Source organism: Herbidospora mongoliensis, from assembly GCF_001570545.1.
Classification (GTDB): Bacteria; Actinomycetota; Actinomycetes; order Streptosporangiales; family Streptosporangiaceae; genus Herbidospora; species Herbidospora mongoliensis.
The window spans coordinates 163,540-187,229 of sequence record NZ_BBXD01000022.1; the positions used below are offsets into that span (position 1 = coordinate 163,540).

At 69.0% G+C, this 23,690-nt stretch carries 27 protein-coding genes and 1 tRNA gene; 11 read left to right on the forward strand and 17 right to left on the reverse strand.

All coding sequences use genetic code 11. The annotated features are described in order from the left end of the window. Positions 1–10 precede the first annotated feature (10 nt). The 3 genes from AW272_RS32665 to AW272_RS32675 all read left to right on the forward strand — a co-directional run bounded on the left by AW272_RS32665 (position 11) and on the right by AW272_RS32675 (position 2,782). Positions 11–1,678: a molybdopterin-dependent oxidoreductase gene (locus AW272_RS32665; RefSeq protein ID WP_245657847.1), complete on the forward strand. Its 1,668-nt coding sequence runs from the start codon at positions 11–13 to the stop codon at positions 1,676–1,678. 76 nt (positions 1,679–1,754) lie between these two features. Continuing rightward, positions 1,755–2,522 carry a toxin glutamine deamidase domain-containing protein gene (locus AW272_RS32670; RefSeq protein ID WP_066373382.1) on the forward strand — a complete coding sequence of 256 codons (768 nt, stop codon included), beginning with the start codon at positions 1,755–1,757 and terminating at the stop codon, positions 2,520–2,522. After that, positions 2,519–2,782 (forward strand): SUKH-4 family immunity protein, encoded by a 264-nt coding sequence (locus tag AW272_RS32675; RefSeq protein ID WP_066373384.1) that lies wholly within the window; start codon positions 2,519–2,521, stop codon positions 2,780–2,782. The genes AW272_RS32670 and AW272_RS32675 overlap by 4 nt, the downstream gene beginning before the upstream one ends. Here the strand turns inward: AW272_RS32675 and AW272_RS32680 are convergent. The 4 genes from AW272_RS32680 to AW272_RS32695 all read right to left on the reverse strand — a co-directional run bounded on the left by AW272_RS32680 (position 2,779) and on the right by AW272_RS32695 (position 8,013). After that, a complete protein-coding gene (locus tag AW272_RS32680; RefSeq protein WP_066373386.1) occupies positions 2,779–5,274 on the reverse strand; it encodes an ABC transporter permease in 2,496 nt (831 codons plus the stop codon). The two genes, AW272_RS32675 and AW272_RS32680, sit on opposite strands and share 4 nt — an antisense overlap. Before the next feature lie 3 nt (positions 5,275–5,277). Beyond that, a complete protein-coding gene (locus AW272_RS32685; protein WP_066373388.1) occupies positions 5,278–6,021 on the reverse strand; it encodes an ABC transporter ATP-binding protein in 744 nt (247 codons plus the stop codon). 92 nt (positions 6,022–6,113) lie between these two features. Further along, positions 6,114–6,791 carry a response regulator transcription factor gene (locus tag AW272_RS32690; protein ID WP_083958954.1) on the reverse strand — a complete coding sequence of 226 codons (678 nt, stop codon included), beginning with the start codon at positions 6,789–6,791 and terminating at the stop codon, positions 6,114–6,116. Positions 6,792–6,831: 40 nt separating this feature from the next. Beyond that, positions 6,832–8,013, reverse strand: a complete 1,182-nt coding sequence (locus tag AW272_RS32695; RefSeq protein WP_066373390.1) for a sensor histidine kinase — start codon at positions 8,011–8,013, stop codon at positions 6,832–6,834. 167 nt (positions 8,014–8,180) lie between these two features. On the opposite strand from AW272_RS32695, the gene AW272_RS32700 reads away from it, so the two are divergent. After that, positions 8,181–8,612 (forward strand): hypothetical protein, encoded by a 432-nt coding sequence (locus tag AW272_RS32700; protein WP_157518953.1) that lies wholly within the window; start codon positions 8,181–8,183, stop codon positions 8,610–8,612. Between the two features lie 5 nt (positions 8,613–8,617). Here the strand turns inward: AW272_RS32700 and AW272_RS32705 are convergent, their stop codons facing one another. After that, positions 8,618–9,730, reverse strand: coding sequence for a hypothetical protein (locus AW272_RS32705; protein ID WP_157518955.1), 1,113 nt, complete (start codon positions 9,728–9,730; stop codon positions 8,618–8,620). Between the two features lie 99 nt (positions 9,731–9,829). Next, positions 9,830–10,405 (reverse strand): TIR domain-containing protein, encoded by a 576-nt coding sequence (locus tag AW272_RS32710; protein ID WP_218011149.1) that lies wholly within the window; start codon positions 10,403–10,405, stop codon positions 9,830–9,832. A 327-nt stretch (positions 10,406–10,732) separates the two neighbouring features. On the opposite strand from AW272_RS32710, the gene AW272_RS32715 reads away from it, so the two are divergent. Further along, the gene (locus AW272_RS32715) at positions 10,733–11,773 is read left to right on the forward strand and encodes a hypothetical protein (RefSeq protein WP_157518957.1); all 1,041 of its coding nucleotides are present in this window, start codon (positions 10,733–10,735) and stop codon (positions 11,771–11,773) included. 133 nt (positions 11,774–11,906) lie between these two features. Here AW272_RS32715 and AW272_RS32720 read toward each other — a convergent pair whose 3' ends face one another. The 6 genes from AW272_RS32720 to AW272_RS32745 form a co-directional block, all read right to left on the reverse strand. After that, positions 11,907–12,500: a hypothetical protein gene (locus AW272_RS32720; RefSeq protein WP_066373399.1), complete on the reverse strand. Its 594-nt coding sequence runs from the start codon at positions 12,498–12,500 to the stop codon at positions 11,907–11,909. Then, positions 12,497–13,132 carry a DUF6286 domain-containing protein gene (locus tag AW272_RS32725; RefSeq protein WP_066373401.1) on the reverse strand — a complete coding sequence of 212 codons (636 nt, stop codon included), beginning with the start codon at positions 13,130–13,132 and terminating at the stop codon, positions 12,497–12,499. The genes AW272_RS32720 and AW272_RS32725 overlap by 4 nt, the downstream gene beginning before the upstream one ends. 16 nt (positions 13,133–13,148) lie before the next feature. Beyond that, positions 13,149–13,382, reverse strand: a complete 234-nt coding sequence (locus AW272_RS32730; RefSeq protein ID WP_157518959.1) for an Asp23/Gls24 family envelope stress response protein — start codon at positions 13,380–13,382, stop codon at positions 13,149–13,151. 47 nt (positions 13,383–13,429) lie between these two features. Continuing rightward, positions 13,430–13,615 carry a hypothetical protein gene (locus AW272_RS32735; RefSeq protein ID WP_066373404.1) on the reverse strand — a complete coding sequence of 62 codons (186 nt, stop codon included), beginning with the start codon at positions 13,613–13,615 and terminating at the stop codon, positions 13,430–13,432. Continuing rightward, positions 13,612–13,881 carry an Asp23/Gls24 family envelope stress response protein gene (locus AW272_RS32740; protein WP_083958977.1) on the reverse strand — a complete coding sequence of 90 codons (270 nt, stop codon included), beginning with the start codon at positions 13,879–13,881 and terminating at the stop codon, positions 13,612–13,614. The genes AW272_RS32735 and AW272_RS32740 overlap by 4 nt, the downstream gene beginning before the upstream one ends. 104 nt (positions 13,882–13,985) lie before the next feature. Continuing rightward, entirely contained in the window at positions 13,986–14,432 is a 447-nt protein-coding gene (locus tag AW272_RS32745; protein WP_066373409.1) for an Asp23/Gls24 family envelope stress response protein, read from the reverse strand. Positions 14,433–15,016: 584 nt separating this feature from the next. Here AW272_RS32745 and AW272_RS32750 point away from each other — a divergent pair. Beyond that, entirely contained in the window at positions 15,017–16,216 is a 1,200-nt protein-coding gene (locus AW272_RS32750) for a serine hydrolase domain-containing protein (RefSeq protein ID WP_245657848.1), read from the forward strand. Between the two features lie 285 nt (positions 16,217–16,501). Here AW272_RS32750 and AW272_RS32755 read toward each other — a convergent pair whose 3' ends face one another. Continuing rightward, complete coding sequence (locus tag AW272_RS32755) at positions 16,502–17,260, reverse strand: neutral zinc metallopeptidase (RefSeq protein WP_083958955.1); 759 nt, start codon at positions 17,258–17,260, stop codon at positions 16,502–16,504. A 76-nt stretch (positions 17,261–17,336) separates the two neighbouring features. Between AW272_RS32755 and AW272_RS44580 the strand changes: the two genes are divergently transcribed. Beyond that, positions 17,337–17,483, forward strand: coding sequence for a hypothetical protein (locus AW272_RS44580; RefSeq protein WP_157518961.1), 147 nt, complete (start codon positions 17,337–17,339; stop codon positions 17,481–17,483). A 229-nt stretch (positions 17,484–17,712) separates the two neighbouring features. Beyond that, positions 17,713–18,357, forward strand: a complete 645-nt coding sequence (locus AW272_RS32760; RefSeq protein ID WP_066373414.1) for a thermonuclease family protein — start codon at positions 17,713–17,715, stop codon at positions 18,355–18,357. A gap of 412 nt (positions 18,358–18,769) precedes the next feature. Here the strand turns inward: AW272_RS32760 and AW272_RS32765 are convergent. Both AW272_RS32765 and bcp read right to left on the reverse strand, forming a co-directional pair. After that, positions 18,770–18,843, reverse strand: a tRNA-Leu gene (locus AW272_RS32765). A gap of 37 nt (positions 18,844–18,880) precedes the next feature. Continuing rightward, entirely contained in the window at positions 18,881–19,351 is a 471-nt protein-coding gene (bcp, locus tag AW272_RS32770; protein ID WP_066373416.1) for a thioredoxin-dependent thiol peroxidase, read from the reverse strand. A gap of 115 nt (positions 19,352–19,466) precedes the next feature. Here bcp and AW272_RS32775 point away from each other — a divergent pair, with 115 nt between their 5' ends. After that, entirely contained in the window at positions 19,467–19,817 is a 351-nt protein-coding gene (locus AW272_RS32775) for a DUF3618 domain-containing protein (RefSeq protein WP_066373417.1), read from the forward strand. Here AW272_RS32775 and AW272_RS32780 read toward each other — a convergent pair. Next, positions 19,814–20,971 (reverse strand): amino acid deaminase/aldolase, encoded by a 1,158-nt coding sequence (locus tag AW272_RS32780; protein ID WP_066373419.1) that lies wholly within the window; start codon positions 20,969–20,971, stop codon positions 19,814–19,816. The genes AW272_RS32775 and AW272_RS32780 overlap by 4 nt on opposite strands. Before the next feature lie 123 nt (positions 20,972–21,094). Here AW272_RS32780 and AW272_RS32785 point away from each other — a divergent pair, with 123 nt between their 5' ends. Together AW272_RS32785 and AW272_RS32790 are read left to right on the forward strand one after the other, a co-directional pair. After that, positions 21,095–21,682, forward strand: a complete 588-nt coding sequence (locus AW272_RS32785; RefSeq protein WP_157518963.1) for a DUF6286 domain-containing protein — start codon at positions 21,095–21,097, stop codon at positions 21,680–21,682. 44 nt (positions 21,683–21,726) lie between these two features. Next, complete coding sequence (locus AW272_RS32790) at positions 21,727–22,206, forward strand: hypothetical protein (RefSeq protein WP_066373422.1); 480 nt, start codon at positions 21,727–21,729, stop codon at positions 22,204–22,206. On the opposite strand, the gene AW272_RS32795 is transcribed toward AW272_RS32790, so the two are convergent. Beyond that, positions 22,132–23,535: a hypothetical protein gene (locus AW272_RS32795; RefSeq protein WP_083958957.1), complete on the reverse strand. Its 1,404-nt coding sequence runs from the start codon at positions 23,533–23,535 to the stop codon at positions 22,132–22,134. The genes AW272_RS32790 and AW272_RS32795 overlap by 75 nt on opposite strands. Positions 23,536–23,690: the final 155 nt, after the last annotated feature.

Below are 23,690 nucleotides of genomic sequence, written 5' to 3' on the forward strand. Positions count from 1 at the left end.
GGATCAGAGGGTGATACCTCGCACCGCCGTGCCCGCATGGGCCGCGGCACTCGCCGGACTGACCGCCGCCGCCGTCGCGCTTGGAATCGGGCAACTGGCGGCGGGGGTGATCGGCGGAGACTCCTCACCGGTCGTCGCGGTCGGCAACGCCGCCGTCGACCTGACGCCGGGCTGGCTCAAAGACTGGGCCATCGCGACGTTCGGTGAGAACGACAAGAACGTCCTGCTCGGCGGCATCTTCGTGGTCATCGCGCTGCTGGCCGCCGGGTTCGGGCTGCTCTCCCGGATCCGGGTCGGTTACGGACGGCTGGCCCTGCTGGTCTTCGGCGTCATCGGCGCCTGGGCGGCGGCCACGCGACCCGACGCGGGCATGATCGACATCCTGCCCGCGCTGGTGGGCGCCTGGGCCGGGACGTCCACGCTGACCAGACTCTTCCGGCGACTTGAGCCCAAGGACGCCGACTATCCGGACCGCGCCGACTCCTCAAACGGGGAACCCTCCGACCGCGCCGAAGAACAAGCCGCGCAGGATGCCGCCGGGGGTGTCGAACCGGGGGATCACCCCCAGCTGGAGAAGCCGCCCGTCATGCTGGCCGGAACCCGGCTGCGCACCATCGATCGCCGCCGTCTATTCACCGGTGTCGCCACCGGCGCGGGGATCGCGGTCGCCGCAGGCGCGGCGGGAGTGTGGATCGGGGACCGCAACAACGTCTCCGCCGAGCGGGCCCAGGTCGCGGCCGAGCTGCCGAAACCGGCCACGCCGCTCGCGCCGCTGCCCGCCGGGGTCGACTTCAAGGTCCCGAACCTGTCCCCGTTCGTCACTCCCAACCACGACTTCTACCGGGTCGACACCGCCCTCGCCCTCCCCAACGTCGACCCCAAGACCTGGACTCTCAAGATCCACGGCATGGTCGACCGGCCCGTCGAGATCACCTTCGCCGATCTGCTGAAACGCCCCATCATCGAGGCCGACCTCACCCTCGCCTGCGTCTCCAACCCGGTCGGCGGCCCCTACGTCGGCAACGCCCGCTGGCTCGGCGTCTCCATGGCCGCCGTGCTGCGCGAGGCCGGGATCAAGGCCGGGGCCGACATGCTGCTGTCGACCAGCGCCGACGGCTGGACCGCCGGCACCCCGGTCGAGGTCGTCATGGACGGCCGCGACGCGCTGTTCGCCTTCGCCATGAACGGCGAGCCGCTGCCGGTCGCGCACGGCTTCCCGGTCCGCCAGGTCGTCCCGGGCCTCTACGGCTACGTCTCCGCCACCAAGTGGGTCGTCGACGTCGAAGTCACCCGGTTCGACCAGGCGAGGGCCTACTGGACCGACCGGGGCTGGGACGCCGAGGGCCCCATCAAGACCCAGTCGCGCATCGACACCCCGCGCAACAAGACCCAGCCCGGCCGCAACGTCATCGCCGGGGTCGCCTGGGCCCAGACGAAGGGCATCGCGAAGGTCGAGGTCAAGGTCGACGAAGGTCCCTGGCGGGAGGCGAAGCTGGCCGAGGTGCCCGGCCTGGACACCTGGCGGCAGTGGATGATCGAGGCCGACCTCGCCACCGGCATGCACACACTGTCGTGCCGGGCCACCGACGAGACCGGCTACACCCAGACCGCCGACGGCGCCCCGCCGGAGCCGAACGGCGCGACTGGCTATCACCATGTTCTCGTGGAGACCACCTGATCGGCAGGATTCGGGAAAGCCGGTCGCTCATCGGAGTCGTCCCCTTACCATCGGTCACATCGAAGGGAAGGGGACGATGGCCGATCGTCAGTCCCGGTGGCGGTTGCCGACCGGCGTCTACAACCCCGTTGTCACCGGTGACGGGCGCCGGTGGCGCGACTACGAGAAGGCCGCCGAGACACCCGCGCCGTCGCTCGACCCGTGGCCGCCCAGGCTGCCGCCGACCGGTGACGACTGGTTCGACCGGGCGACGCGACCGCGTCCGATGGAAGACTCGCGGCCCTACGGCGTGCCGGGCGGGCTCGCGCGACCCGATCCGGAGGCGCAGCGGGACCTCGCCGAGGCGTTGAACGGCAGGTTCCCCGATCCGCGCGGCACCTGGATCCGGCTGATCAACGCCGAGGGGCCGACCGACGACCCGTTCCGGTCGACCAACGCCATCGACTGCGCGCTGTCGGTCATGTCGTCGTGGCACGGCGAACCCGTCGTGGCGGCGGCCCGGCAGCCGGAATACGACCGGGTCGGCAAACCCGTCCTCTCGGGGGAGGCGGGCGGGGTGGCCAGGGCCGAGCAGTGGCTCGGCCATCGTTTCGAGTACGTCGGGCAGGGCCGCCGCGCCTATGGGGTGGTGGCCGGGCGGTTGCGGTCGGCCGGGCACGGCGCCGCGACCGTGCTCATCACGCGCTGGCCCCACGGGGGCAGCCATGCGTGGAACGCGGTGAACTCACTGGGGGAGGTGCTGTGGATCGACGCACAGCGGGGACATATGGCGATCGAGCCGCCGTACGAGAACGTGACGGGGGTGTTCTGCGTGGTCCTCGACCGCGGGGGGCAACGGGTGTGAGCCCGGAGACCGCCCGCGCGCTGGCCGAGGAGTGGTTCAACGGGGGGCGGGGGCACGCCTTCGACGTCGCCATCTACGCCTTCGACGACGGGTTCGTGGCCTGGGTCAGAGACGACGAGCCAGCCGACCCGACGGTCCTCCCGTCGACCGTCGGGGGCGGCTGCATCGTGATCGACCGGCAGACCGGCGAACTGGCGGTCCGCCCCCTGCTGGGGCCGGAGTTCGTGGCCGAGCAGTGGCCCGACCACGTGCCTCGCTAACTGCTCGCGAGTGATCCCACGATCGAGGCGTTGGCGGCGCGGCGGGCCGGCAGCACCGCCGCGAGCACCCCGGCCAGCGCCGACAGCACCAGATAGAGCAGCACCTGCGGGATCGGCACGCTGAAGACGGTCTCGTTCGGGATCGTCTGCAGCGCCGCCCACCCGAACGCGATGCCGATGACGATGCCGATCAGCGCCCCGATCAGGCCGAGCACCAGCGCCTCGATCGAGAGCATGGCGCGCAGCTGCGGCCGGGTCAGGCCGAGGGCGCGCAGCAGCGCCGACTCGCGGGTGCGCTCGTGCACCGACAGCGACAGGGTGTTGGCGATGCCGAGCAGTGAGATGAGGATCGCCAGCCCGAGCAGCCCGGCGAAGATCGTGAACATCATGTCGAAGGCCTCGTCGAACTCGCCGCGCACCTCGGCCGCGCTGGTCAGCTGCGCGGTCGGGTAGGCGACCAGAGCCGCCTCCACGGCCCGCCGGGAGACGTCGACGGCGGTGCCGTCCTTGGTCTTGACGTAGACGCGGGACGGGCCGATGGGGCCGTAGTACCTCTCGAAGTCGGCCACGTTCACCGTGTAGGGCATCGTCTCGCCGAGGCTGCCGCCGGCGAGGACGGCGACCACCTTCAGCTCGACCTTGCCGGCCTCGGTGGTGGTGAGGGGGACGGTGTCGCCTACTCGTACACCCAGATCCTTGGCCTGGTTCTCGCTCAGCGCGACGGTGCCGGCGGTCAGCGCGGCGAGCGAGCCGGAGAGGACCTCGGGCCGGAACGCCTCGCCGTCGGGCATGCTGGCGACGAAGGCGTTCGCGCTGTCGATCTGCCGCATCTCGGCGACCAGCCCGACCTCGGGCAGCGCGCGCAGCTTCGCGGGCACGTCGGGCGACAGGGTGGGCATGCCCTCCTCGCGGCCGTATTGGGCCGAGACCATGAAGTCGACGGGGAACTGCTCGTCGAGGCTGCCGGCCACCGTCTCGCGGGTGCTGGTGGTGATCACCGAGATGAGGGTCATCAGGGTGACGCCGATGGTCAGCGCGACCGTCGTGGTGGCGGCCCGCTTCGGGTTGCGGCGCGAGTTGTCCACGGCCAGGCGGCCGGGAACCCCGAACACCTTGCGCGGCACCCATCCGGCGAACGCGGCCAGCGGCCCCATCAGCATCGGGCCGACCGCGATCACGCCGAGGAAGAACACCGCGCCGCCGGCCATCGCGGACAGCAGCCCGACGTCGCCTTCCAGCACCCAGATCGCCACACCCGTCAGCGCGAGACCGCCGGCCAGCAGCAGCCCCGAGACGATCGACCGGGTCAGCCCGGCCCGGAACGACTGCTCCTCGACCTGGCTGCGCAGCGCCGCGATCGGCGCCACCCGGGTCGCCCCCCGGGCCGGCAGCACCGCCGAGCCCACGGTGACCAGCAGCCCGACGACCAGCCCGAGCACGATCGTCCGCGGCGTCAGCGCGATGCTCGCGCCCGCCGGAACCGGCGTGTCGAACGAGCCCAGCACGTTGAGCGCCACCGCCCCCAGCCCGAGCCCGGCGACCAGCCCCAGCGCGGAGGAGACCAGCCCGACCACCGCCGACTCCAGCAGGATCGACCGGAACACCTGCCCGCGCGTGGCCCCGATGCAGCGCAGCAGCGCCATCTCCCTGGTCCGCTGCGCGACCAGGATGTTGAACGTGTTGTAGATGACCAGCGCCGCCACGAACATCGCCACGAAGCCGAACAGCAGCAGCACGAGAATCAGGTAGTCGAGCTGCACGTTGCTGTCGAGGGCCAGCTTCTGGGCCAGCTCGTCGCCGGTTCTGATCGTGTACGACTTCCCGAGCGCCACCGAGGTGGCCTTCTTGAGCGTCTCGGGGGAGACGCCGGGTGCGGCGGCCACGTCGACCTCGTGGTAGCCCTTGGCCCCGGTCATCTCCAGCGCCGTCGCGGTGTCGAACCCGACCGCGCCGGTGAAGGCGAGGTTCTGGTCGACGCCCACGTCGATGATGCCGACCAGCGTGAACTGGCGCTTCTTCTCCGCGACGTCGAGAACGGTGATCGTGTCGCCGACCTTGAACTGCCGGGTGGTGGCGGTGTTCTCGTCGAGCACCGCCTCGCTCGCGCCGGCGGGACCCTTGCCGCTGACGTAGTTCGTCCGGTCCAGAGGGCCGGACACGATGGAGATGCCGCTGGTCGCGGTGCTCCCGGCGGCCCGTCCCGACTTGTCGAGCAGCGGCGCGGTGCCCCGCACGAGCCCCTGCGCGTCGGCGACCCCGGGAAGAGCCTGGATCTTCTTCAGTACGTCGCCAGGGATCTCCTCCTCTTTCGGGGTGACCGCGACGGCGACCTTGGCCGCGTCGGCGGTGAAGAGCTGGCGGAAGCCCTGCTCGATGGTGTCGGTCAGCACGAACGTGCCCGCGATGAACCCGACGCCGAGGGTGATGGCCAGCGAGGTGAGCAGCAGCCGCAGCCGGTGTGCCACCAGCCCGGCCAGCGTGGTGCGCAGCACGGCTCAGGCCTCCAGCTTCAGGAGCATGTCGTGGACGCTCTGGGGGGTCGGCCCGGCCAGTTCGCTGACCAGCAGCCCGTCGCGGAGGAACACCACGCGGTCGGCGTAGGAGGCGGCCTGCGGGTCGTGGGTGACCATCACGATGGTCTGGCCGAGTTCGCGCACCGACCTGCGGAGGAAGGCGAGGACCTCCGCGCCGCTGCGCGAGTCGAGGTTGCCGGTCGGCTCGTCCGCGAAGATCACCTGGGGCTTGCTGATGAGGGCGCGGGCCACCGCCACGCGCTGCTGCTGGCCGCCGGAGAGCTGGCTCGGCTTGTGGGACAGCCGGTCGCGCAGCCCCACGGTCTCCACCACGCGGTCCATCAGCACCTGGTCGGCCTGCCGCCCGGCGATCTCCAGCGGGAGCCGGATGTTCTGCTCGGCGGTCAGGGTCGGCAGCAGGTTGAACGCCTGGAACACGAACCCGATGCGCTCGCGGCGCAGCAGCGTGAGCTGCTTGTCCGACAGCGTCGTGATGTCGGCGTCGCCGATGTGCACATGGCCCGAGCTGACCGTGTCGAGCCCGGCCAGGCAGTGCATCAGGGTGGACTTGCCCGACCCCGACGGCCCCATGATCGCTGTGAACGCCCCTGTGGCGAAACTCACGTCGATGTCGCGCAGCGCCTGCACGGCGGCGTCGCCCTGGCCATAGATCTTGCTGAGCCCACGCGCCACGACGGCGGCGCGGAGGTCGGTGGTCATCGTCATGGTCCACAACGCTATTTACCTGATCATGACTTTCCCTCGCCCGCCGGGACGGCCTCGGCCTGCCCCTCCGGTCGCCCCCGTGACCTCCGGTCCTACCGGGGAGGTATCCGGGGGTCAGACTTTCGGCCAACGACCCCGGACTCGTACGCGTAGACCACCACCTGCGCCCGGTCACGCAGCTCCAGCTTGGCCAGGATCCGCCCGAGGTGCGTCTTCACCGTCGCCTCGGCGAGCGTGAGCCGGGTGGCGATCTCGGAGTTGGACAGTCCCCGCCCGACGTGGACGAGCACCTCACGCTCCCGCGCGGTGAGCGTGTCGGGCACGGACGGCCCGGTCGCCTCGGGCAGGTAGGCGGAGACGAGATCGAGCAGCCGCCGCGTGGTCGACGGCGCCACCACGGCGTCGCCGTCGTGCACCGACCGGATCGCGCTGAGCAGATCGGCGGGCGGCACGTCTTTCAGCAGGAACCCGGAGGCGCCCGACCGGATCGCGGCGAAGGCGTATTCGTCGAGGTCGAACGTGGTGAGGATGAGCACCTTGGGCGGGTTGGGCAGCGAGGTGATGAGCCGGGTGGCCTCGACGCCGTCCATGCGCGGCATCCGGACGTCCATCAACACCACGTCGGCGATGAGCCCGCCCTTGACGAGCTCGACGGCCGCCGCCCCGTCGGCCGCCTGCCCCGCGACCTCGATGTCGGGCTGCGCCCCGAGCACCATCCGGAACCCCGCCCGGACGAGCTCCTGATCGTCGACCAGCAGAACGCGGATCACTGCACACCACCGAGACTTTCGTTGCGGGCCGAGACCCGGATCATCGCGCGATCCCTGCGGGGATGCGCGCCACCACGAGGAACCCGCCACCGGACTTGGGCGCCGCGTGGACGTCGCCGCCGTACATGGACACCCGTTCGCGCATGCCGATGAGGCCGTGGCCGCCCTCGCCGGTCGCGGAGGCGGCGCCCCGGCCGTCGTCGGTGATCCGCAGCAGCACGTCGTGGGTTCCGTAGACGACCTGGACCGAGGCGGTGACACCCGGCCCGCCGTGTTTGAGGGTGTTGGTCAGGGCCTCCTGGACGATCCGGTAGATCACCAGCTGGAGCCCTTCGGCGAGATGGTCGGGCGTGCCGTCGACCCGGGCGTCGACGGGGAGTCCGGATGCGCGCACCTGACGTACAAGATCATCAAGCTGCTGGAGGCCCGGCTGCGGCGCGTACTCCTCCGACTCGGCCCCCTCGTCACGCAGCACCCCGACCAGCCGCCGCATCTCGGCGAGCGCCTGCCGCCCGGTCGCCGAGATCGCCTCGACCGCCCGTTTGGCCTGGTCGGGATCGGTGTCGATGGCGAACCCCGCGCCGTCGGCCTGGACGATGATGACGCTGACGTTGTGCGCGACGACGTCGTGCAGCTCGCGCGCGATCCGGGCCCGCTCGGCGGCGGTCGCGATGAGCGCCTGCTGGTCGCGTTCGCGTTCGGCCCGTTCGGCGCGTTCGACCAGGCTCGCCACGAACCGCCGCCGCATGTTGACGTAGATCCCGCCGATCCACACGGCGAGCACGAACACCGACCCGGCCAGGAACGACTCGACGTGGAAGTCCCCCAGGTCGCGCAGCGACATGGCGATCCCGACCTCGGCGATGACCCCGGCGGCGACGGCCCACGCCAGCCGGCACGACGCGACGACGGCGAACATCGCCACCAGCACCGACATGTTGGCCGGGATCGGCGCGACACCCCCGAGCCACTGGAAGAAGCTGACCCCCGAGACGACCGCCATGACCTGCAGCGGAAAGCGCCGCCGCCAGAACAACGGCACGACCAGCAGCGCGGAGAGCCAGAACACCCCCATGGCCCCGATGGCCGGGCCGCCCGTGACGGCCAGCCCTTCGGCGATGTAGGAGGCGCTCAGCAGTGAGTACAGCACGAGGGGCGACACCGCGAGCGTGTCGATCCACGCCGGATGCCGCCGCCGAAACGCGCGAAGCTTGCCGAGCACGCCTCAAGAGTACGTATGCGCAGTTCCCGGCACGGTCCACCTAGCGGCGGATTCGGTACTACGACCCAGGTCGCAGACTGGGTGGTGCTTACACGCCTCTTACGCGGAGGCGGGCATAGTTAATCCCGGGAGCGCATCCTTGGGGTGTAAAGGGAGACAGATTCGCAATGACGGATCACGGAACCGGGCCGCGTGGCACTGATGACACGAACATGACGCCACGCGGCCCGTCCGACTCACCGACCGGCTCCTTCAGCTCCCCGCCGCCCCCGCGTCTGCGGTTCCGCGGCCCGTCCGGTCCCCAGGACCCGACGAAGACCTACGCCTACGCGCCCGGCGGCCCCGGTTGGAACGCGCCGGGCTGGAGCGTGACCGCCCCGGAACCTCGCAGGCCGAAGCGTTCCGTCCGTTTCCTGCCACTGCTGGCGGCGGGGTTGGTGGGCGCGATCCTCGGCGGCCTCCTGGTGGGAACGGTGGCGCACACGTGGCGCGACGACCGGCCCGACCGGTTCCGGGTGGTCGTCGACGAGCAGATTCCCGGCATGCCGAGGGGCTGCGAACGTACCGACACGGGCTTCCGCTGCGAGTTCCCCCGGTAGGAGCTCTACGGCAGCAGCGACGCCGTGGACAGCACGGGGCCGCCGGGATAGGTGTCGGTCAGCAGCCACAGACGTGAGGTGGACAGCTCGACGCCGAGGTTGTCGCGGCCTTCGTGGTGAACGCCGAACTCGCCGACGCCGGGCACCTCGAGGACCGTCCAGGAGAGGGAATCGGGCGACGTCCCGATGACCACCGGCCGCTGCTGTGCCCCCTCCGCGGGAGACAGGGCCAGCGCCGAGATCCAGACCTTCCCGGCCGGATCCCGCGTGATGGAGTGCAGTCCGATGATCTCCGGCGGCAGCGGCACATCGGTCCACGAGTCGCCGTCATAGCGGCTCAGCAGCGGCTCCGTCGGCCGAGGCTCGCCGCGCGTGTAGTTGGTCCCCACGACCCAGATGTCATCGGGTGTACGCGGCAGCACGTCCTCCAGAATGGACCCCTCGCTGAACGGCGGCGGGTAGTCGACGCCCTCCCAGGCGGTCCCGTCGAAGTGGGCGACCCCGGGCACGGAGTCGTCTTCACTGGGCGCGCCGCCCACCGCCCAGGCCTCGGCCCCCGCGCCCTTGACGGCCAGCACCTTCTGCATCGGCATCGGGTAGGAGACCCACGCGGTGCCTGCCCGCCGCCAGATGACGCTGGCGCCGGGCTGCGTGCGAATGTTCGAAGCCACCCACAGCCCCGACGAGGTCGCCTCGGGCGCCGCCGCGGTCAGCCCCGGCGGCGCCGGAACCTCGACGAACCCGCCGTTGGCGAGCTGCGCGATGTAGGCCGACCCGTTCCTGGTCCCGCCGATCCACACCTCACCCGAGGCGGTGGCGCTCACACTGCCGAGCACGCCCCGGCTGGAGAAGTTCGGGATCGTGAACCCGGCCCACCGCCGCCCGTTCCAGCGGTGGACGACGGGGTTGCCGGGATAGCCCGCCTTGAGCGCCTGGTAGCCGACGATCCAGACCTGATTCTGCTCGGGCGCGGCCAGATCCAGCAGATCGGCTTTGGCCCGGAGCTCCGGGAGGGGATGGTCGCGCAGAAGCGGATCGGCGGCCAGCACGGGCGAGGGAACCATGACGGCGGCGGCGAGTGCGAGAGCTGCCACCGTGAACCGGGCTAAGGGTCTCATGGGCCAATCTTCCTCCTGACGCACCCGGAAATGCCGCCAATTCCAGAGAATCGGCTAAATGCGAAACAAAGCCGTAAATGCCGCTTTATGACGGCCTTCTCAAGGTCGTTTGGCGGGACGCCGGTCGTACGCGTCGAGCCGCGCGAAACGCTGCGGATCACGCCAGTCACCGCCGCGATCGTCCACCGCGCACCCGGCCGACTTGAGCCGCTCGACGAGCTTTCCCATGGTCGCCGGCGACCCGTCGAGGTGAATGACATTGCGCCCCCCGATATCGCTGATCGGCCGCAGATCACCCATCTCCACCAGGATCGTCCGCCTCGGACTGACCGCGAGCGCCATGCCGAGCTCGATCAGGACGTTCGGCCGAGGCTGACAGGTCTCCTCCATCTCGTAGGCGACCTCCCGCTTCACGTGCAGCCGGGGATGCAGGTGAACGACGTCGTCGGGCGTGAGCAGAACGACCACCGCCTGCGCCTCGGCCAGCGCGGACGGCGGCACCTCACCGAGGAACGGCGTCACATTGTCCGTGGTCATCACGCACGACTCCCACTCCATCGGCTTGAGATCGAGGGCCCGCAGGAAGTCGAACATGCGGTCCCGGACGACCCCGTCCCGCCCGTGGACCACGAACACCCGGCGCCGGTCGACGACGGGCCCTCTGAGGAGCTTCACCCACTGCATCTTGCTCTCCCTGACGGTTCCAGCCCCAGGTCGTCCGGGGCGCTGAGGCCCAGTTCAGAGGGTGACGCAGCCGTCCGGCAACGAATCCGGAGGATGCCGGACGGTTCCACGTGGAATCGAATTCGCCAGTGGTTCCGGATATGTCGTTGTAGCGTTTGGGGGGACCACGCGTAAAGGAATCCAATGACAGATGATCTAGGATTTATCCGACCCGAAGATGTCAGCACGCCGCAGGAATTCGGGGCGGCGTTGAAAGCGCTGAGCCGTGGCCGTTCATATGCGCAACTGGGAAAAGCGACAGGTTTGCCGAAAAGCACCGTGGGTGACCTCTTCACCAAGGGAAACCCGAGCGATCAGACGCTGGACGCGTTCCTGACCGCCTGCCGTGTCACCGGCGAGGAGCGGACCCGATGGGTGGCCGCGTGGCAGCGATCACGTGGTGATTTCGGATCTCTGCGCGCGACCTCGGAGACCGACACCATCGAAGCCGCGCCCAACCATCTCGACGAGATAGACGCCTGGCTGGCCCGCCAGGAACAGGAGATGCGCGATCCCCCCGCCGAACCCGCCCTGGACGACATCGCACGGATAGCGGAGACCGGCTTCGGCCTGATCGCCGAGGTGTCGCGCCTCGTCAACCGGCTCCCCGACAACGCCACCGGCAGAACAGACCCGGTGGCCCTCGGCCGATGGGCCGCCGAGGCGATGGGCGTGGCCGTCAGCCGCTTCCAGAAAGTGCCCGAGGCGTTCAAGAGGACATCGGCACCCCCGGATCCGGCGGCCTTCCAGCGAGACGTGACCACCTACCTCGACGAGGCCCGCGAGGCGCTCATCGCCCGCGTGCTGTCGATGACCGCGAAATGGCCCGCCTGTTCCTTCACGACGACCCTCGTGAACCCTGGCGAGGTGTCCTTCCTGAGCCTGGTCGTCCGCTTCACCTTTCCCCAGGGCGTCCTGCTGATCCCACCCGGCGTGGCCCGCACACCCCCACCCGGCCTCCCGCCGCGCCCGATCGCCGGCGGCATGACCTCGGTACGCGACTTCTCCATGCACAAGGTCATGGGAGAGGAACTGAACCTGATCCGCCGCTTCGCGGAATCCTTCTCCGAAGAGGAACCTGCTTACGACTACGCCGTCGTGGCGGAGAACGCCGTCGAGGTGAGCGGCATCGATCTGAGGGCCGGAGAGTCGGCGCCGCTGCCGTCGATTCCTCTGGCGATCACCACCCCGGTGGGCACAGAACTGACCATCCAGTGGACGGCGACCGGAAGTGCCACGCACCAGCAGTTCTCCGGCAGTCTCACCCTGAAGGTCACCCCCTCGACCCTCAAGCCGACGGGCCTCTTCCCCTCCACCTGACGAACAGCCGTTGGCACGGGATGGCTCAGATCGACTTACGGACGTCGACGGCACGGAAGGGATCTGGAGGTTCGAATCCCCGTAGCCCCACAACGTGATAGCAGGTCAGAAGGGGTTTCGGAGATAAGCCGTTTCAGTGGACCTCGCGGGTCCGCCCGCCCGGGTCGAAGCGGAGCCGTATCAGGACGGGCAGGCGTTCCAGGCCCAACGCGGTCCGCAGGTCGGGGAGCGCCTCGTCGTGCAACCGGGTGATCAGGGCGTCCGGATGCGCCGGATCTTGTGAGGTCACCCGCAGGTCAAGGGCGGGCGCGTCCGGCTTCCCGCGCAGCGAGGCCCGCGCGCGCCGCACGCCCTGGTAGGCGCTCACCTGACCGGCCAGGGTTTCGCCGGCCTGCCTGCCGCCGATCTCGGTGACGCCGGACGGGCCGGACTCCAGGCGCATGCGACCCAGCCGGTTGAGCCGGAACTGAGCGAGCAGCCAGCTCAGCCCAATGACGCCCACCACGACGGCCCCGGCGGCGACGGCCGGCCAGAACCAGGAGATGGAGTCGGCGAAGGTGGAGACGGGATTGGGCAGCAGGGGCGCCTGGGCCGCGTTCGCACCGAAGACGCCCAGGCCGCGCGCCAAGGCGGCGGCGCCCGCCGCGAGAAGGATCAGGCCGAGCAGCACCAGGCCGGTTCGGTTGCCCCATGCGATGCCCCGGCCGAAGGCCCTACCTCGTTTCATCGTGCACCTCTCACCCTGGTCTTGACCGTGTAGCGGCCGACCGGCGCGAGCTTGGCCAGCTCATCCTCCACGGCGTCCCGTACGCGCTCGCGCAGTGCGGCCGTGTCGCGCAGGTCGGTGCCCGCGTGTACGGTCACCCGCCGCCCGCGTACCTGCGCCCGCGCCTGGCGCACACCGTCCACCTGAGCCGCGACCGCGCCGAGCACCCGGGCCAGCATGCGCCGTGGTGTGCTGATGATCATGTTGGGGTCGTGGCTGCGCAGCGCCACCAGCCGGGGTCGCCCGGGGACTGTCCCGATCAGGATCAGCAAGATTCCCACGATCCCTATGGCCCCGGCACCTGCCATGACCGCGTTGTCCTGCCAGGTCGTGGCGCGGGCCCAGTCCGCCACCCTGTCGTACGGCACGATCCGTCCCGGGTGGCCGAACAGCGCCGAGATCGTTTCCATCGCGATCAGCAGCCCGGTGGCGAACAGGACGAGCGCGGCGATCGCCGCGGGCACCTTCCGCTTGGGGCGCAGGAAGCGCGCCGCGCCCTTCCCGCGCGCGGACGCGCGGGAAGGCGGTTCAGGGGTCTCGCCGGTGATCTGACGGGGTTCGGGGGATCCAGCTCCCGCGTGGAGAGTCGTCATAGCCGCTCCTCGGTTCTCACACGAGCCGGACGATGTCGACGTCGACGTTCTCAACGGTGATGCCGGTCAGGTCGCGCACCCGGCTCATGAGCCGCTCGCGCGCCTCCGCCGCGACCTGACGCACGGGTGCCGGGTAGCGGACGGCGATGCCCAGCCGCACGGTGGCGATGGCTCCGCTGATGGACGCCGCCACTTGTGGCCTTTCCGCGACCCGGTCGTCGTCGGCGGCCACCTCTGTGACGATCTTCACGAACGTGCGCTCCGAGACCGCGGTGGCACCGTGCCCGGCCGTGGCGGTCACTGCCGCCTTGCCCGAAGCCTGGGGATCTCGACGCCGCCTTCGAGGACGAGCCCGACGAAGAAGCCGACAACCCCGAGGACGAGCACGATGAGGAAGGCGTTGAGGCCGCCGAAGGCGCCCACGATTCCGACGATCGTGCCGAACGCGAGTCCGACGATGGACCAAACTGGGAACTGGTTCATGATGAACCTACCTTCCTGGCTTCTTCGGTTTCGGTGACGTCGTCGACCATCACGTCCACACGCCTGTCGCCGGACAGCGGGCCTACCGCTTCGTGGACCCCGGCCACGATCTCGGGTATCGGCCTGCCGTACCGGACGGCCACATGAATCTCGACCACCTCGTCGTGCAGGCGCACCCCCGGCACGGATTCGCCGGGAAGGTACGTGGCAACCGTCCCGAACGGACCCGCTGTGAGCGCGGCGACGCCGGGACACGAGGCCACCATCTCGGCGATCCGCCTTGCGTCCGAAGCGGTCCGGGGCCGCGGGGCCCCCGGGTTCGGCGGAGCCGCCGGATCGAACCGGGGGGCCTTACGGCCCCTGCCCTTGGTCATTGGACCCGCGCACCTTCCCTGGTGCCCGAGGACTCGTCCTGACTCGGCAGGTAGACGTCATCCACCGCGACGTTCACCTCGGTCACCTCTAGCCCGCACATCTGCCCGACGGCTGTGATCACGTTGTCCCGGACCGCTGCCGCGAGGCCCGGAATGGCCACGCCGTAGTCGACGACCAGATCGATGTCCACGGCTGCCTGGCGCTCGCCGACCTCGACGGCGATGCCGCGGGTGACGCCCTCCTCGGCGCCGAGTCTGCCCTTGAACGCGCCGAACGCGCGGGCCGGGCCGGTGCCGAAGTCGTGGACCCCGGAGATCTCCCGGGCGGCCACGCCCGCGATCTTCGCGACGACATCCCCCGCGATGGTGGTGCGGCCGTGGTCAGGGGCTCGCTCTCGCGGGACTGGCACGCCCTGGGCCGATGGCGCATGGGTCTCCGTCATATGAATCCCCCACTCTGACCTTTTCTGACGGCCTTATCGGTTTTTGGCCGTCCGTCTCCCGTAATACCCCTTCATCCCTTAGTACCCCTTTTGGTGAGGGAGAGTATGAAGGTCAGGGTCGGGTTGCGTCACGGGCCTGCCTCAACTTGCCAAAGTGTCTCCGCCTTGAGGTCGCACCCGATGAGGGCGAGAGGTTGTGGTTGAAGCCTTCCCGCGCCCGATCCGGGGAGGGCGAGGCTCTCAGCGGACCTACTGCCTTGCCGGCCACAGGAGACCCAGAAACTGTTTCGCCTCCGGCGGGGGATGGCCCTTCTGCCGCGCCCGCGTCGGCAGCGGAGTGGAACGACATGGCGGGACACCACCATGGGATCGTCACCTGACTTCCCGGAGCGGCAGGGCTTCCCGGGAAGACGTTAGGGCCACCGAATACGGCGCTCCGAAAAATCCTGGTTGGCGAAGGCCGAAAAAGCATCCTAAGATCCGCTACCGATATCCAGAGCCTTGTTGAACCGCCGATTTCGGGAGCCCATGTGACGCTACTCAGCAGGCGAAGCTTTCTTCAGGCGAGTACCGCGGCGTTACCCGTGGCCGTGTCCGGTGCCCTGCCCCTGTGGGCCGCCAGCGCCCCGGCGGTGGTGGTTTCCGGGGTCGCGCCCACCGCGCTCGCAGGGTTCGATCGGGTCCTGAAGACCTACATCACCGAGCGCGACATCTCCTGTGCCCAGCTCGCCATCGTCAAGAACGGCAAGCTCGTCCTGGCGCGTGGTTACCGATACTCCAGCGACGGCCGGGCCGTCCCCGCGGTGTCGCCCACCTCGCTTTTCCGGATCGCGAGCCTGAGCAAGCACATCACCGCCGCCGCCATCGTGCGCCTGGTCCAGGACGGCAAGCTCACCCTGGGCGCCTCGGTGGCCCGCCTGCTCGGCCTGTCCACCGCGGCGGATCCCCGGCTGGCCGATGTGACGGTGTGGCGGCTGCTGCAGCACACCGGCGGCTGGGACAGCGCCATCTCGAAGGACTATCTGTATCTGGACCACGTGATCGCCGATGCGCTCGGCGTACCGCTGCCGATCACCCGGGGCGACATCGTCAAGTATGCGAGCAGCCGCCCGCTCGACTTCGCCCCCGGCAGCCGCTACGCCTACAGCAACTACGGCTACATGCTGCTCGGCCTGATCGTTGAGAAGGTCTCCGGCCAGAGCTACGAGTCCTACGTCAAGCAGAAGCTGCTGGCGCCCGTCGGCATCACCCGGCTACGGCTCGGCCGTACGCTCCGCGCCGAGGCCGCGCCCGGCGAGGTGTTCTACGAGTCGCGTTTCACCGCCAAGACCGTCGCGGATCCTCAGGGCGCCGTGGTACCCGCCTCCTACGGCGGCTTCAACATGCCCAACCGCGCCTCCGGCGGCGGCTGGCTGGCCTCCGCGGTGGACCTGGTCAGGTTCGCGAAAGTCTTCGACGCTCCCGGTCCGGTGCTCAACGCGACTTCCATCGGCAAGATCGTCGCCAAGCCGGAGATCGGCCTCACCTCGAGCGGTTCCTGGTACGGCGGGGGCTTGTGGGTGCGCCAGGTGACCGGGCACCTCAACACCTGGCACGACGGCTCGCTGCCCGGTACCTACACCTATCTGGCCCGGCTGCAGAACGGCTTCACCTACGCCGCGCTGTTCAACCGCCGGGAGGAGACCGGCAGCCTCGACTTCGATGTGCTGAGCCCGCTGATCAACGCCGAGATCGGCAAGGTCACCACCTGGCCCACCACCGACCTCAGCTCCCGTTACTTCTGACCGGCTCTCCCGCACCCGCCTGGCCGGCCATGGTCACGGCGGGGACGGGTCCGGCGGTCGGACACGGATCGATGCGGTGCTGTCATCGGCGATGGCGCCTTACGGCACCTTCGAACGAATTGGGCTGGGGCGGGGTTCTTCCGTGACGTTTTTCTGAGTGCTGGGAAAGTCAATCTTTCCTGTCGGCGAACTCGGCCGAGGTAGATTCTTTCTCGGAATCGACAAACGCTGAGCGTTATGCCTTGAGATTGGCGCTTGATCGACTTCGACTGTCGCGATCAGCGGCTAGCTGACCCGCTTCGCCGGGGCCGAAAAAGTCTTGCACGATCCGGGGGAACGAGTGGTGAACCCTCGTTTTGCCCAGTATTCGGCGTTGTCGTGGTTGCCGTTGTTGAAGCCCAGCGCATGATGCATGTTGACCAGCACGTACCGCACATATTTCGGGTCGTGGTCTGTGGCCGTGTGCCCGAGGGAATCCCAGACGCTGCCGAGGAAGGCGGCCGTGAAGCATGTGGTCTGCATCTCCAGCCGGAGGCTCACGTCCTTCTTACCGCGCTTCGATGCTTTGTCGAATGCTCTCTGCGCGGCGGGACGTATGCCGGTGAGTTGCTGGATGTGGTAGGCGTAGCCACGCGCCACACTCAGCAGGAGAGTCGGCCGGTCGAGTTCGTCTTTCCGCGACCTCACCGGGGACCAGACGTAGATCGTCTTGCTCTTTGGGCAATACACGCTAGTCGTCTCGTACGTTATGCCGGAAACTCCGCACGCCTTCACACGGTCGCCGTCCTTGACGACGAGTTTGGCGCGCTTGAAGGGGATCTTCGCCTTGGCGAGTAATGGCCGCCAGGCTTGTTCCAAGCAGGTCATGACGTTCTCGGCCTGCCGTCGCGTGTTGTCGAAGTCGGAGAAGTACGCCTCTTCGGTGCAGGTGACCGCAGGCAGTGCGCCGGCTTTGTAGACCGGATTCTTGGTGAGCGCCCCCGGACCGGTCGGCACCGACGCCATTAACGAGACAGCCATCGCGATATTAAGGATCAAGGTCATGCTGGCGGATCTTAGCGATCAGCCGTCCCGATCACGAGGTCGTAGGGAGGGCACCCTCACGGATATGGAGGGATGGGTGACCGACTTACTGATACGAGGCGGCAACAGGCCATGGCTGCTCGCGGTCGAGACGGACGGTCGCCGAAAAGGACTCGCGAACTCCATCCGTTTGATGCTCAGGCGGGATTTCCTTATCCGCGTGCGTGCCTCAGAAAAGGTGTGACGGCTGTTTGGCCGTCACCCGTAGCTGGCCTCCAACCGCATTTCGTGTCATCCGCGACAGGTATCCGGCCGTCCATGGAGAGCCGCGTATCTTCTACCTCTGGAGCACCACCATGCGCCAACTGTCCCGCTCCATGGCTGTGCTTGCCTGTGCCGCCCTTCTCGCTCCATTAGCCACCGCCACGCCGGCTGCCGCGCGGCCGAAGCCGGTTCCCAAGACCGCCGTCACCGTGAAGATCAAGAAAATCGTCGACGGTGACACCGTCGACGTCACTTACAAGGGCCGGACGCTGCGGGTTCGCCTGCTGGAGATCGACGCTCCCGCCCGTCCTGCGTGCTGGTCCAAGGCGGCGGCCAGTCGGACGGCGGCTCTGCTGGCCGTCGGCAAGGGCGCCTACGTGCTGCGCGACAAGGAGCCCAAGGATCCCCAGGGCCGCTATCTGTTCTATGTGTGGAACGCGGCGGGGACATTCGTCAACCGGAGCCTGGTGCGGGGCGGATACGCCCGTACGGTGCTGGACAGTCCCAACGACAAGTACATCAAGGTGATGCGCGCCGACCAGGCCAAGGCCAAATCCGAGCGGCTGCGTATCTGGTCCGGCAAGTGCGACAGCGCCACCCCCACTCCCAAGCCGACCCCCAAGCCGTCGCCCAAGCCGTCGCCCACGTCCACTGGCGGGGGTGGCGGCAGCACGCCGACCACCAGTCCGTCACCCTCGCCGACGCCTACGGGTGGCGGGAGTGGCAATGACCCGCGGTTCGACACGTGCGCCAAGGCCAACGCGGCCGGGTACGGCCCTTACTACAAGGGCAGCGACCCCGAATACGCGTGGTACCAGGACCGCGATGGCGACGGCATCGTCTGCGAACGCTGAGCCGTGGTCACCTTGTTCTTCTTCATTCTGGCCGCGAATACTCGATCGCCAAGCTTGCCGAGCGTGTCGGCAGGACCGTGCGGACTTTAGTGATCGGGTGGCCAAAGGAAGGCCGGATGGCCGGCCAGGCGAAGCCGTAACGGAAGAAAGGCTTTGACGAGCGAAGCGAGAGCGGTCCGAGCGAAGCGAGGCCTTGCCGGGGAGCGCGAGGGGCGGAGCCCTTCGCAGGGAGCGAGAGCGACCCGGAGCGTTAGTGACGTCGGGACGCGTCAGCGGCCAGGGGGAGCGCGAGGGGGCGAATGCCCCTTCGCATCGGGGGGTTCGGGGGGTCGTCCCCCCGTCTGCGGAAATGGCGAATGGCCCGTGGCAGGTGCCCCGAAGGGGCAACAACCACGAGCCATTCATTCGCCAGTGGGGTTGGCGGGACTCGAACCCGCGCTGGCATGATCCTAAGTCATGTGCCTCTGCCAATTGGGCTACAACCCCGATGGGCGGAAGTGATCCTACCTCCCGCCCGGGGGCATCAGGAAACCCCGAGTTCCTTCAGCAGTCGGGCTACATGCCCGGTGGCTTTCACGTTGTAGAGCGCCTTTTCGATCTTCCCGTCGGCGTCGATGACGAACGTCGACCTGATCACGCCCATGATGGTCTTGCCGTAGTTCTGCTTCTCGCCGTAGGCGTCGTACGCCTTGTGCACGTCGAGGCTCTCGTCGGAGAGCAAGGGGAAGGTCAGGGCGTCGCGCTCGACGAACTGGCGGAGTTTGGCCGGCTTGTCCTTGGAGATGCCGAGGACGGTGAAGCCGTGGTCGGCGAGGGAGCTGAGGTTGTCGCGGAAGTCGCAGGCCTGCTTGGTGCAGCCTGGAGTCATCGCCGCTGGGTAGAAGTACAGGATGACGCGCTTGCCGTGGAGCGAGTCAAGCGACACCTCGTCGCCGTCGGCGCTGGTCAGGGTGAAGCCTGGGGCGGCGTCGCCGGGTTCGAGTCGCTGGGTCATGTCGCCTCCGTAGCGGTAAGTCTCGACGCGAACAAACTACCGGTTCGGCCGCTGCGGGTTGTGCGGCCCGCACCTGGCAGACTTGATCGAACACACCCTGTGACAGGAGGCGACCATGGCCGACACCGACCCGGACACGCTAGAGGGGCGCATTGAGCGCACGCGCGCCGAACTGGCCAGAACGGTCGATGCGATCGCCGACCGGGTCAGCCCGAAGAAGGTCGCCGGTCGCAGTGTGGCCAAGATGAAGTCGCAGGTCAAGGCACAGACCGACCACGTCGTGTCGACCATAGGGGACATGGTGGGCAACCCGGCCGCCCAGAGTCCGAACGGTCACCGCCCGGTCGAGGAGCCCTGGGACGACGACTATCCGGCGACGCCGATCGCCCCGGTCCTGATCGGCATCGGCGCGGTGGTCGTGATCGGCGCCCTGATAGTGATCATGCGACGCCGCCGTAGGGCCTAGAGGAACGTCTGGCCTTCGCCCCGGTAGGTCGGGGCCGCCCCGGTCACCCGGTCTCCCTCCACCAGGTGCAGGGTGCTGAAGCGTTCGCAGAGTTCGCCCGCCTTCGCGTGGCGGAACCAGACGCGGTCGCCGACCTTCAGGTCGTCGGCGGCCCGGCCGTGCAGCGGGGTCTGGACCTCTCCGCCACCCTCGTCGCCGTTGTAGCGCAGGCCCTCGGGCAGGTGGGGGACGGGTGCCCGGCCCGGGCCCGCGCCGGAGGCGGGGTAGCCGCCGCCGAGGACCGTCACCACTCCCCGGGCGGGGCGGCGGACGACGGGCAGGGCGTAGATGGCCGCGGGGCGGCCGGTGAAGTTGCTGTATCGGTCGAACAGGGCCGGGTGGTAGAAGCCCGAGCCGGCGGCCACTTCGGTGATCACATTCTCTCGCGCGGTCGTCTCGATGCTGCCGGTGCCGCCGCCGTTGACGAACTCCAGGTCGGTGACCTCGCCGACGGCCTTGACGATCAGTTCCCTGCGGGCGGCCAGCTCACGGCGGGAGCGGCGCTGGACGAACCGGAGCGCCACCCCGTAAGGGCCGGGGACGCGGTCGCCCACACCGGCGATCTGGCTCTCGTAGGCCATCAGGCCGACCAGGTGCAGCGACGGGTTCTTGCCGATCAGCCGGGCCGTGTCGGCGGCCTGCTCGGGGGTGTGTACGGGTGATCGCAACGCCCCGGCGCGGAAAGGGCCCACCACATAGGCGGCGCAGATGTCCAGGCAGACCCTGATCGGATAGCGGCCGGTCAGCAGCGGGAACTGCTCGGGCGAGTCGACCATCAGGGTGATCTCGCGCGAGGCCGTTTCGTCGTCGGCGAGTTCGGCGACGGCGGCGCGGTCGGCGGTCGGGTAGGCGACCAGGATGTTCCGGAAACCGTGCGAGACCAGCCACAGCGCCTCGGGCAGGGTGAACGCCATGATCCCCTGGTAGCCGGGCATGTCGAGCACGCGCCGGAGCACTTCGCGGGAGCGGATCGACTTCGACGCCACCCTGATCGGCTTGCCGTCGGCCCGCTCGGTCATCGACCGCGCGTTGGCGGCCATCGCGTCGAGGTCGACGATGGCCAGCGGAGGGTCGAGATGGGACGTGGCCCGGTCGTATCGCTGCCGGTCGCTCATGGGCAGCACTTTAGCCTTTTGTGAGCAATCTTCATATTTACCCGGCAAAACCTGTCACAAGATCGAGTCATCCGGGCCCGGCACGCTGATCACAGCCGCCGGGCCGTGTATCCCTGGGTGACCATGAGCGCGGTAGACGAGATCCGGACGACCAAGGACCGCCGCCGCGCCCGCCGCCGCACGGCCATGCGAGCTCTGCGGCCGGGACGAACCCCGGCGGGCGCGGGCGTCGCGGGCGCACTGCTGGTGCTGGGCACGGCTCTGGTCGGCGAGATGGTGTGCGCCTTCGCCGACTGGCCCACGGGCTGGTCGGGCCTGCCCGGCGTGCTCGACCTGGTGTGGGGCGAGCCGCTGGTCGCGCTGACGGGGTCGGCGATGGTGGTGAGCGGGACCGCGCTGGTCCTCCTGGCGATGATCCCGGGGCGTCCACGCCTGGTGCCGCTGGAGGTCTCCGACGACGCCCTGGTCATGGGCCTGACGAGGACCGGCCTCAAACGCACCCTGGTCGCGGTGGTGATGACGGTGCCGGGGGTCGACCTGGCCTTCGTCCGGCTGCGCCGGGGGCAGATCGAGGTGACCGTACTGACCAAGGGAAGCCGGACCGGCGAACTGCTCAAGGAGGTCGGCGCCGCTGTCGGCGACCGCCTGTCGGGGCTGGGCGTCTACGGGCGCAACGAGGTCGTCGTGCGGCTCCGGCGTAAGAACATCTGAAGGAGTGTCGAATGCAGCCCGAGCCTGTGGCGGGGAATGCTGGAATGCGTACCCCGATCGGTGATCGCGTCGGGCTGGCCGTGGTCGGCTTCGTGCTGGTGACCGGGGGGAACTACGTGCTGTTCGCGTCGGACGCGCGGGCCGCATACAAGATCGGGGAGTTGGCGGCGTTCACCGCCCATCCCTGGGCGCGGTCCGTCGCCGCCGCTCTGGTGGTTCTCCTCGTGTTCGTCACCGCGCGCTGGCTGATCTGTTCGATGGGGGTCGGGCAGGACGGTGCGCGGCACGGTTACGGCACCGCGACGCTGGCCATCGCGCTGAAGGACCTGCCGGGGGTCGACAAGATCAGTGTGCGGGCCGTGGGGGAGGAGAAACTCCGGGTCTCGGTACGGTGCATGCCTGGCGCACCCCTCGACGAGATCGTCTCCCGGGTCGACACCGAGGCGGTGTCACGCGTGCGCGGCGCGGCGGGCCGGGACGCGCTCTTCCCGGTTCTCGTCACGTTGCACGTTCGTCGTGGGTGAGCGCCAGCCCACCGCGCAGGCCGCGGCCAGGCAGGCCAGGGGGACGACCGGCACGACGTACCGATGATCGAAGGCGGCGACCAGCGGGGGCAGGAGCAGCAGGGTGAGTGCGAAGCCCAGTGGGAGCAGGGTCGCCACCCGGAAGCGGATGATCATCACCAGGAACGTGAAGCCGAAGATCGCCGCCAGGATGGGGCCGCGCAGGAAGACCTGGCTCTGGTAGGCGCGTATCCACGACGCGAACGGCTCGACGATCTCGGTGTCGGCGCGGCTGCCCTGGTATTGCATCATCAGCTCGGGCGCCGACCGTCCCGCCGAGGCCAGCTTGTCGCTCAGCGGTTTCACGAAGTCGGGGAACTGGTAGGCGCTCTGGGTGCCCGGTGACGGATAGACGACCCGGTCCCAGTGGAACGCCCACATCGCGTCGCCGAGGCCGGTCACCAGGAAGTCGAGCGGCTGGCTGCGCAGGGCCAGCGTCGTGAACTCCGAGGCCAGTTCGTCGCGCTGTTTGCCGGTCTTCATGATGGGCGAGGCCGGGTCCCAGATGTAGGCCGGGGCGGCCAGCCGGGGGCCGATGTCGGGGCACAGGACCTTCAGGTGCTCCGGCGGGTTCATCCTGCCGCAGTCGGCGAAGGTCATCGTCCGCGACCAGAGCCACACGCTGCTGCTGCCCATGCCGTAGCTGCCGTAGGCCGCGTTGAACCAGACGGCGTATCCGGCCACCGCCACCCCGGCCACGCCGACGCCGGCCAGCACCCGCTGCCAGCCCGCTCGCGCGATCAGCAGCCACACCGCCGCCACCCCGATCAGCGGCAGGCCGAGTGTGCGGGTCATCGCCGAGAACGCCAGCAGCAGGAACGCCACGCCGACCATGAGCCGGCTGCGCGGGTTGAGCAGGATCAGCGTCACCGCGGCCACCACGAGGAACGTGAACAGCAGGTCGGCCATCACGAGGTGTTCGAGCTGGATCTGGTACGCGTCCAGCAGGATCGGCGCCGTCGCCAGCCCGGCCGCCCAGCCGGGGAGGAAGGTGCGTTTGCGCAGGATGACGTACACGCAGCAGGCGATGCCCAGCCCGAGCAGGTGCTGCACGGTGACGAGGGCCAGCACTGAGTGGAACGGCGCGAGGAACACCGAGTAGCCGGAGGGGCGCGACTCCAGGGGACGCATGTCCAGGGCGGAGCTCAGGTAGGAGAACGAGTCGGCCCAGAACCACAACGCGGGGCGATATCCGAGGCTCGCGACGACCCGGACGGTGATCCCCGACACCAGGAGGGTGAGGAAGACCCAGTGGGTCCGGAGGAAGCTGCCTGCGGGAATGATGTCCACCGCCTTTCAGGGGGACATTTCAGCACTGGACGGGAGTGAACGCCAGTGGAAGGGGGGACGTGAGGGTCCCAACTACACAGAGTGACTGGAGGGGGATTACCCGTTAATTGGGGCTCCAATTAGGTAGCAGAAAACCACTTCTGTTCTTTTTGGTA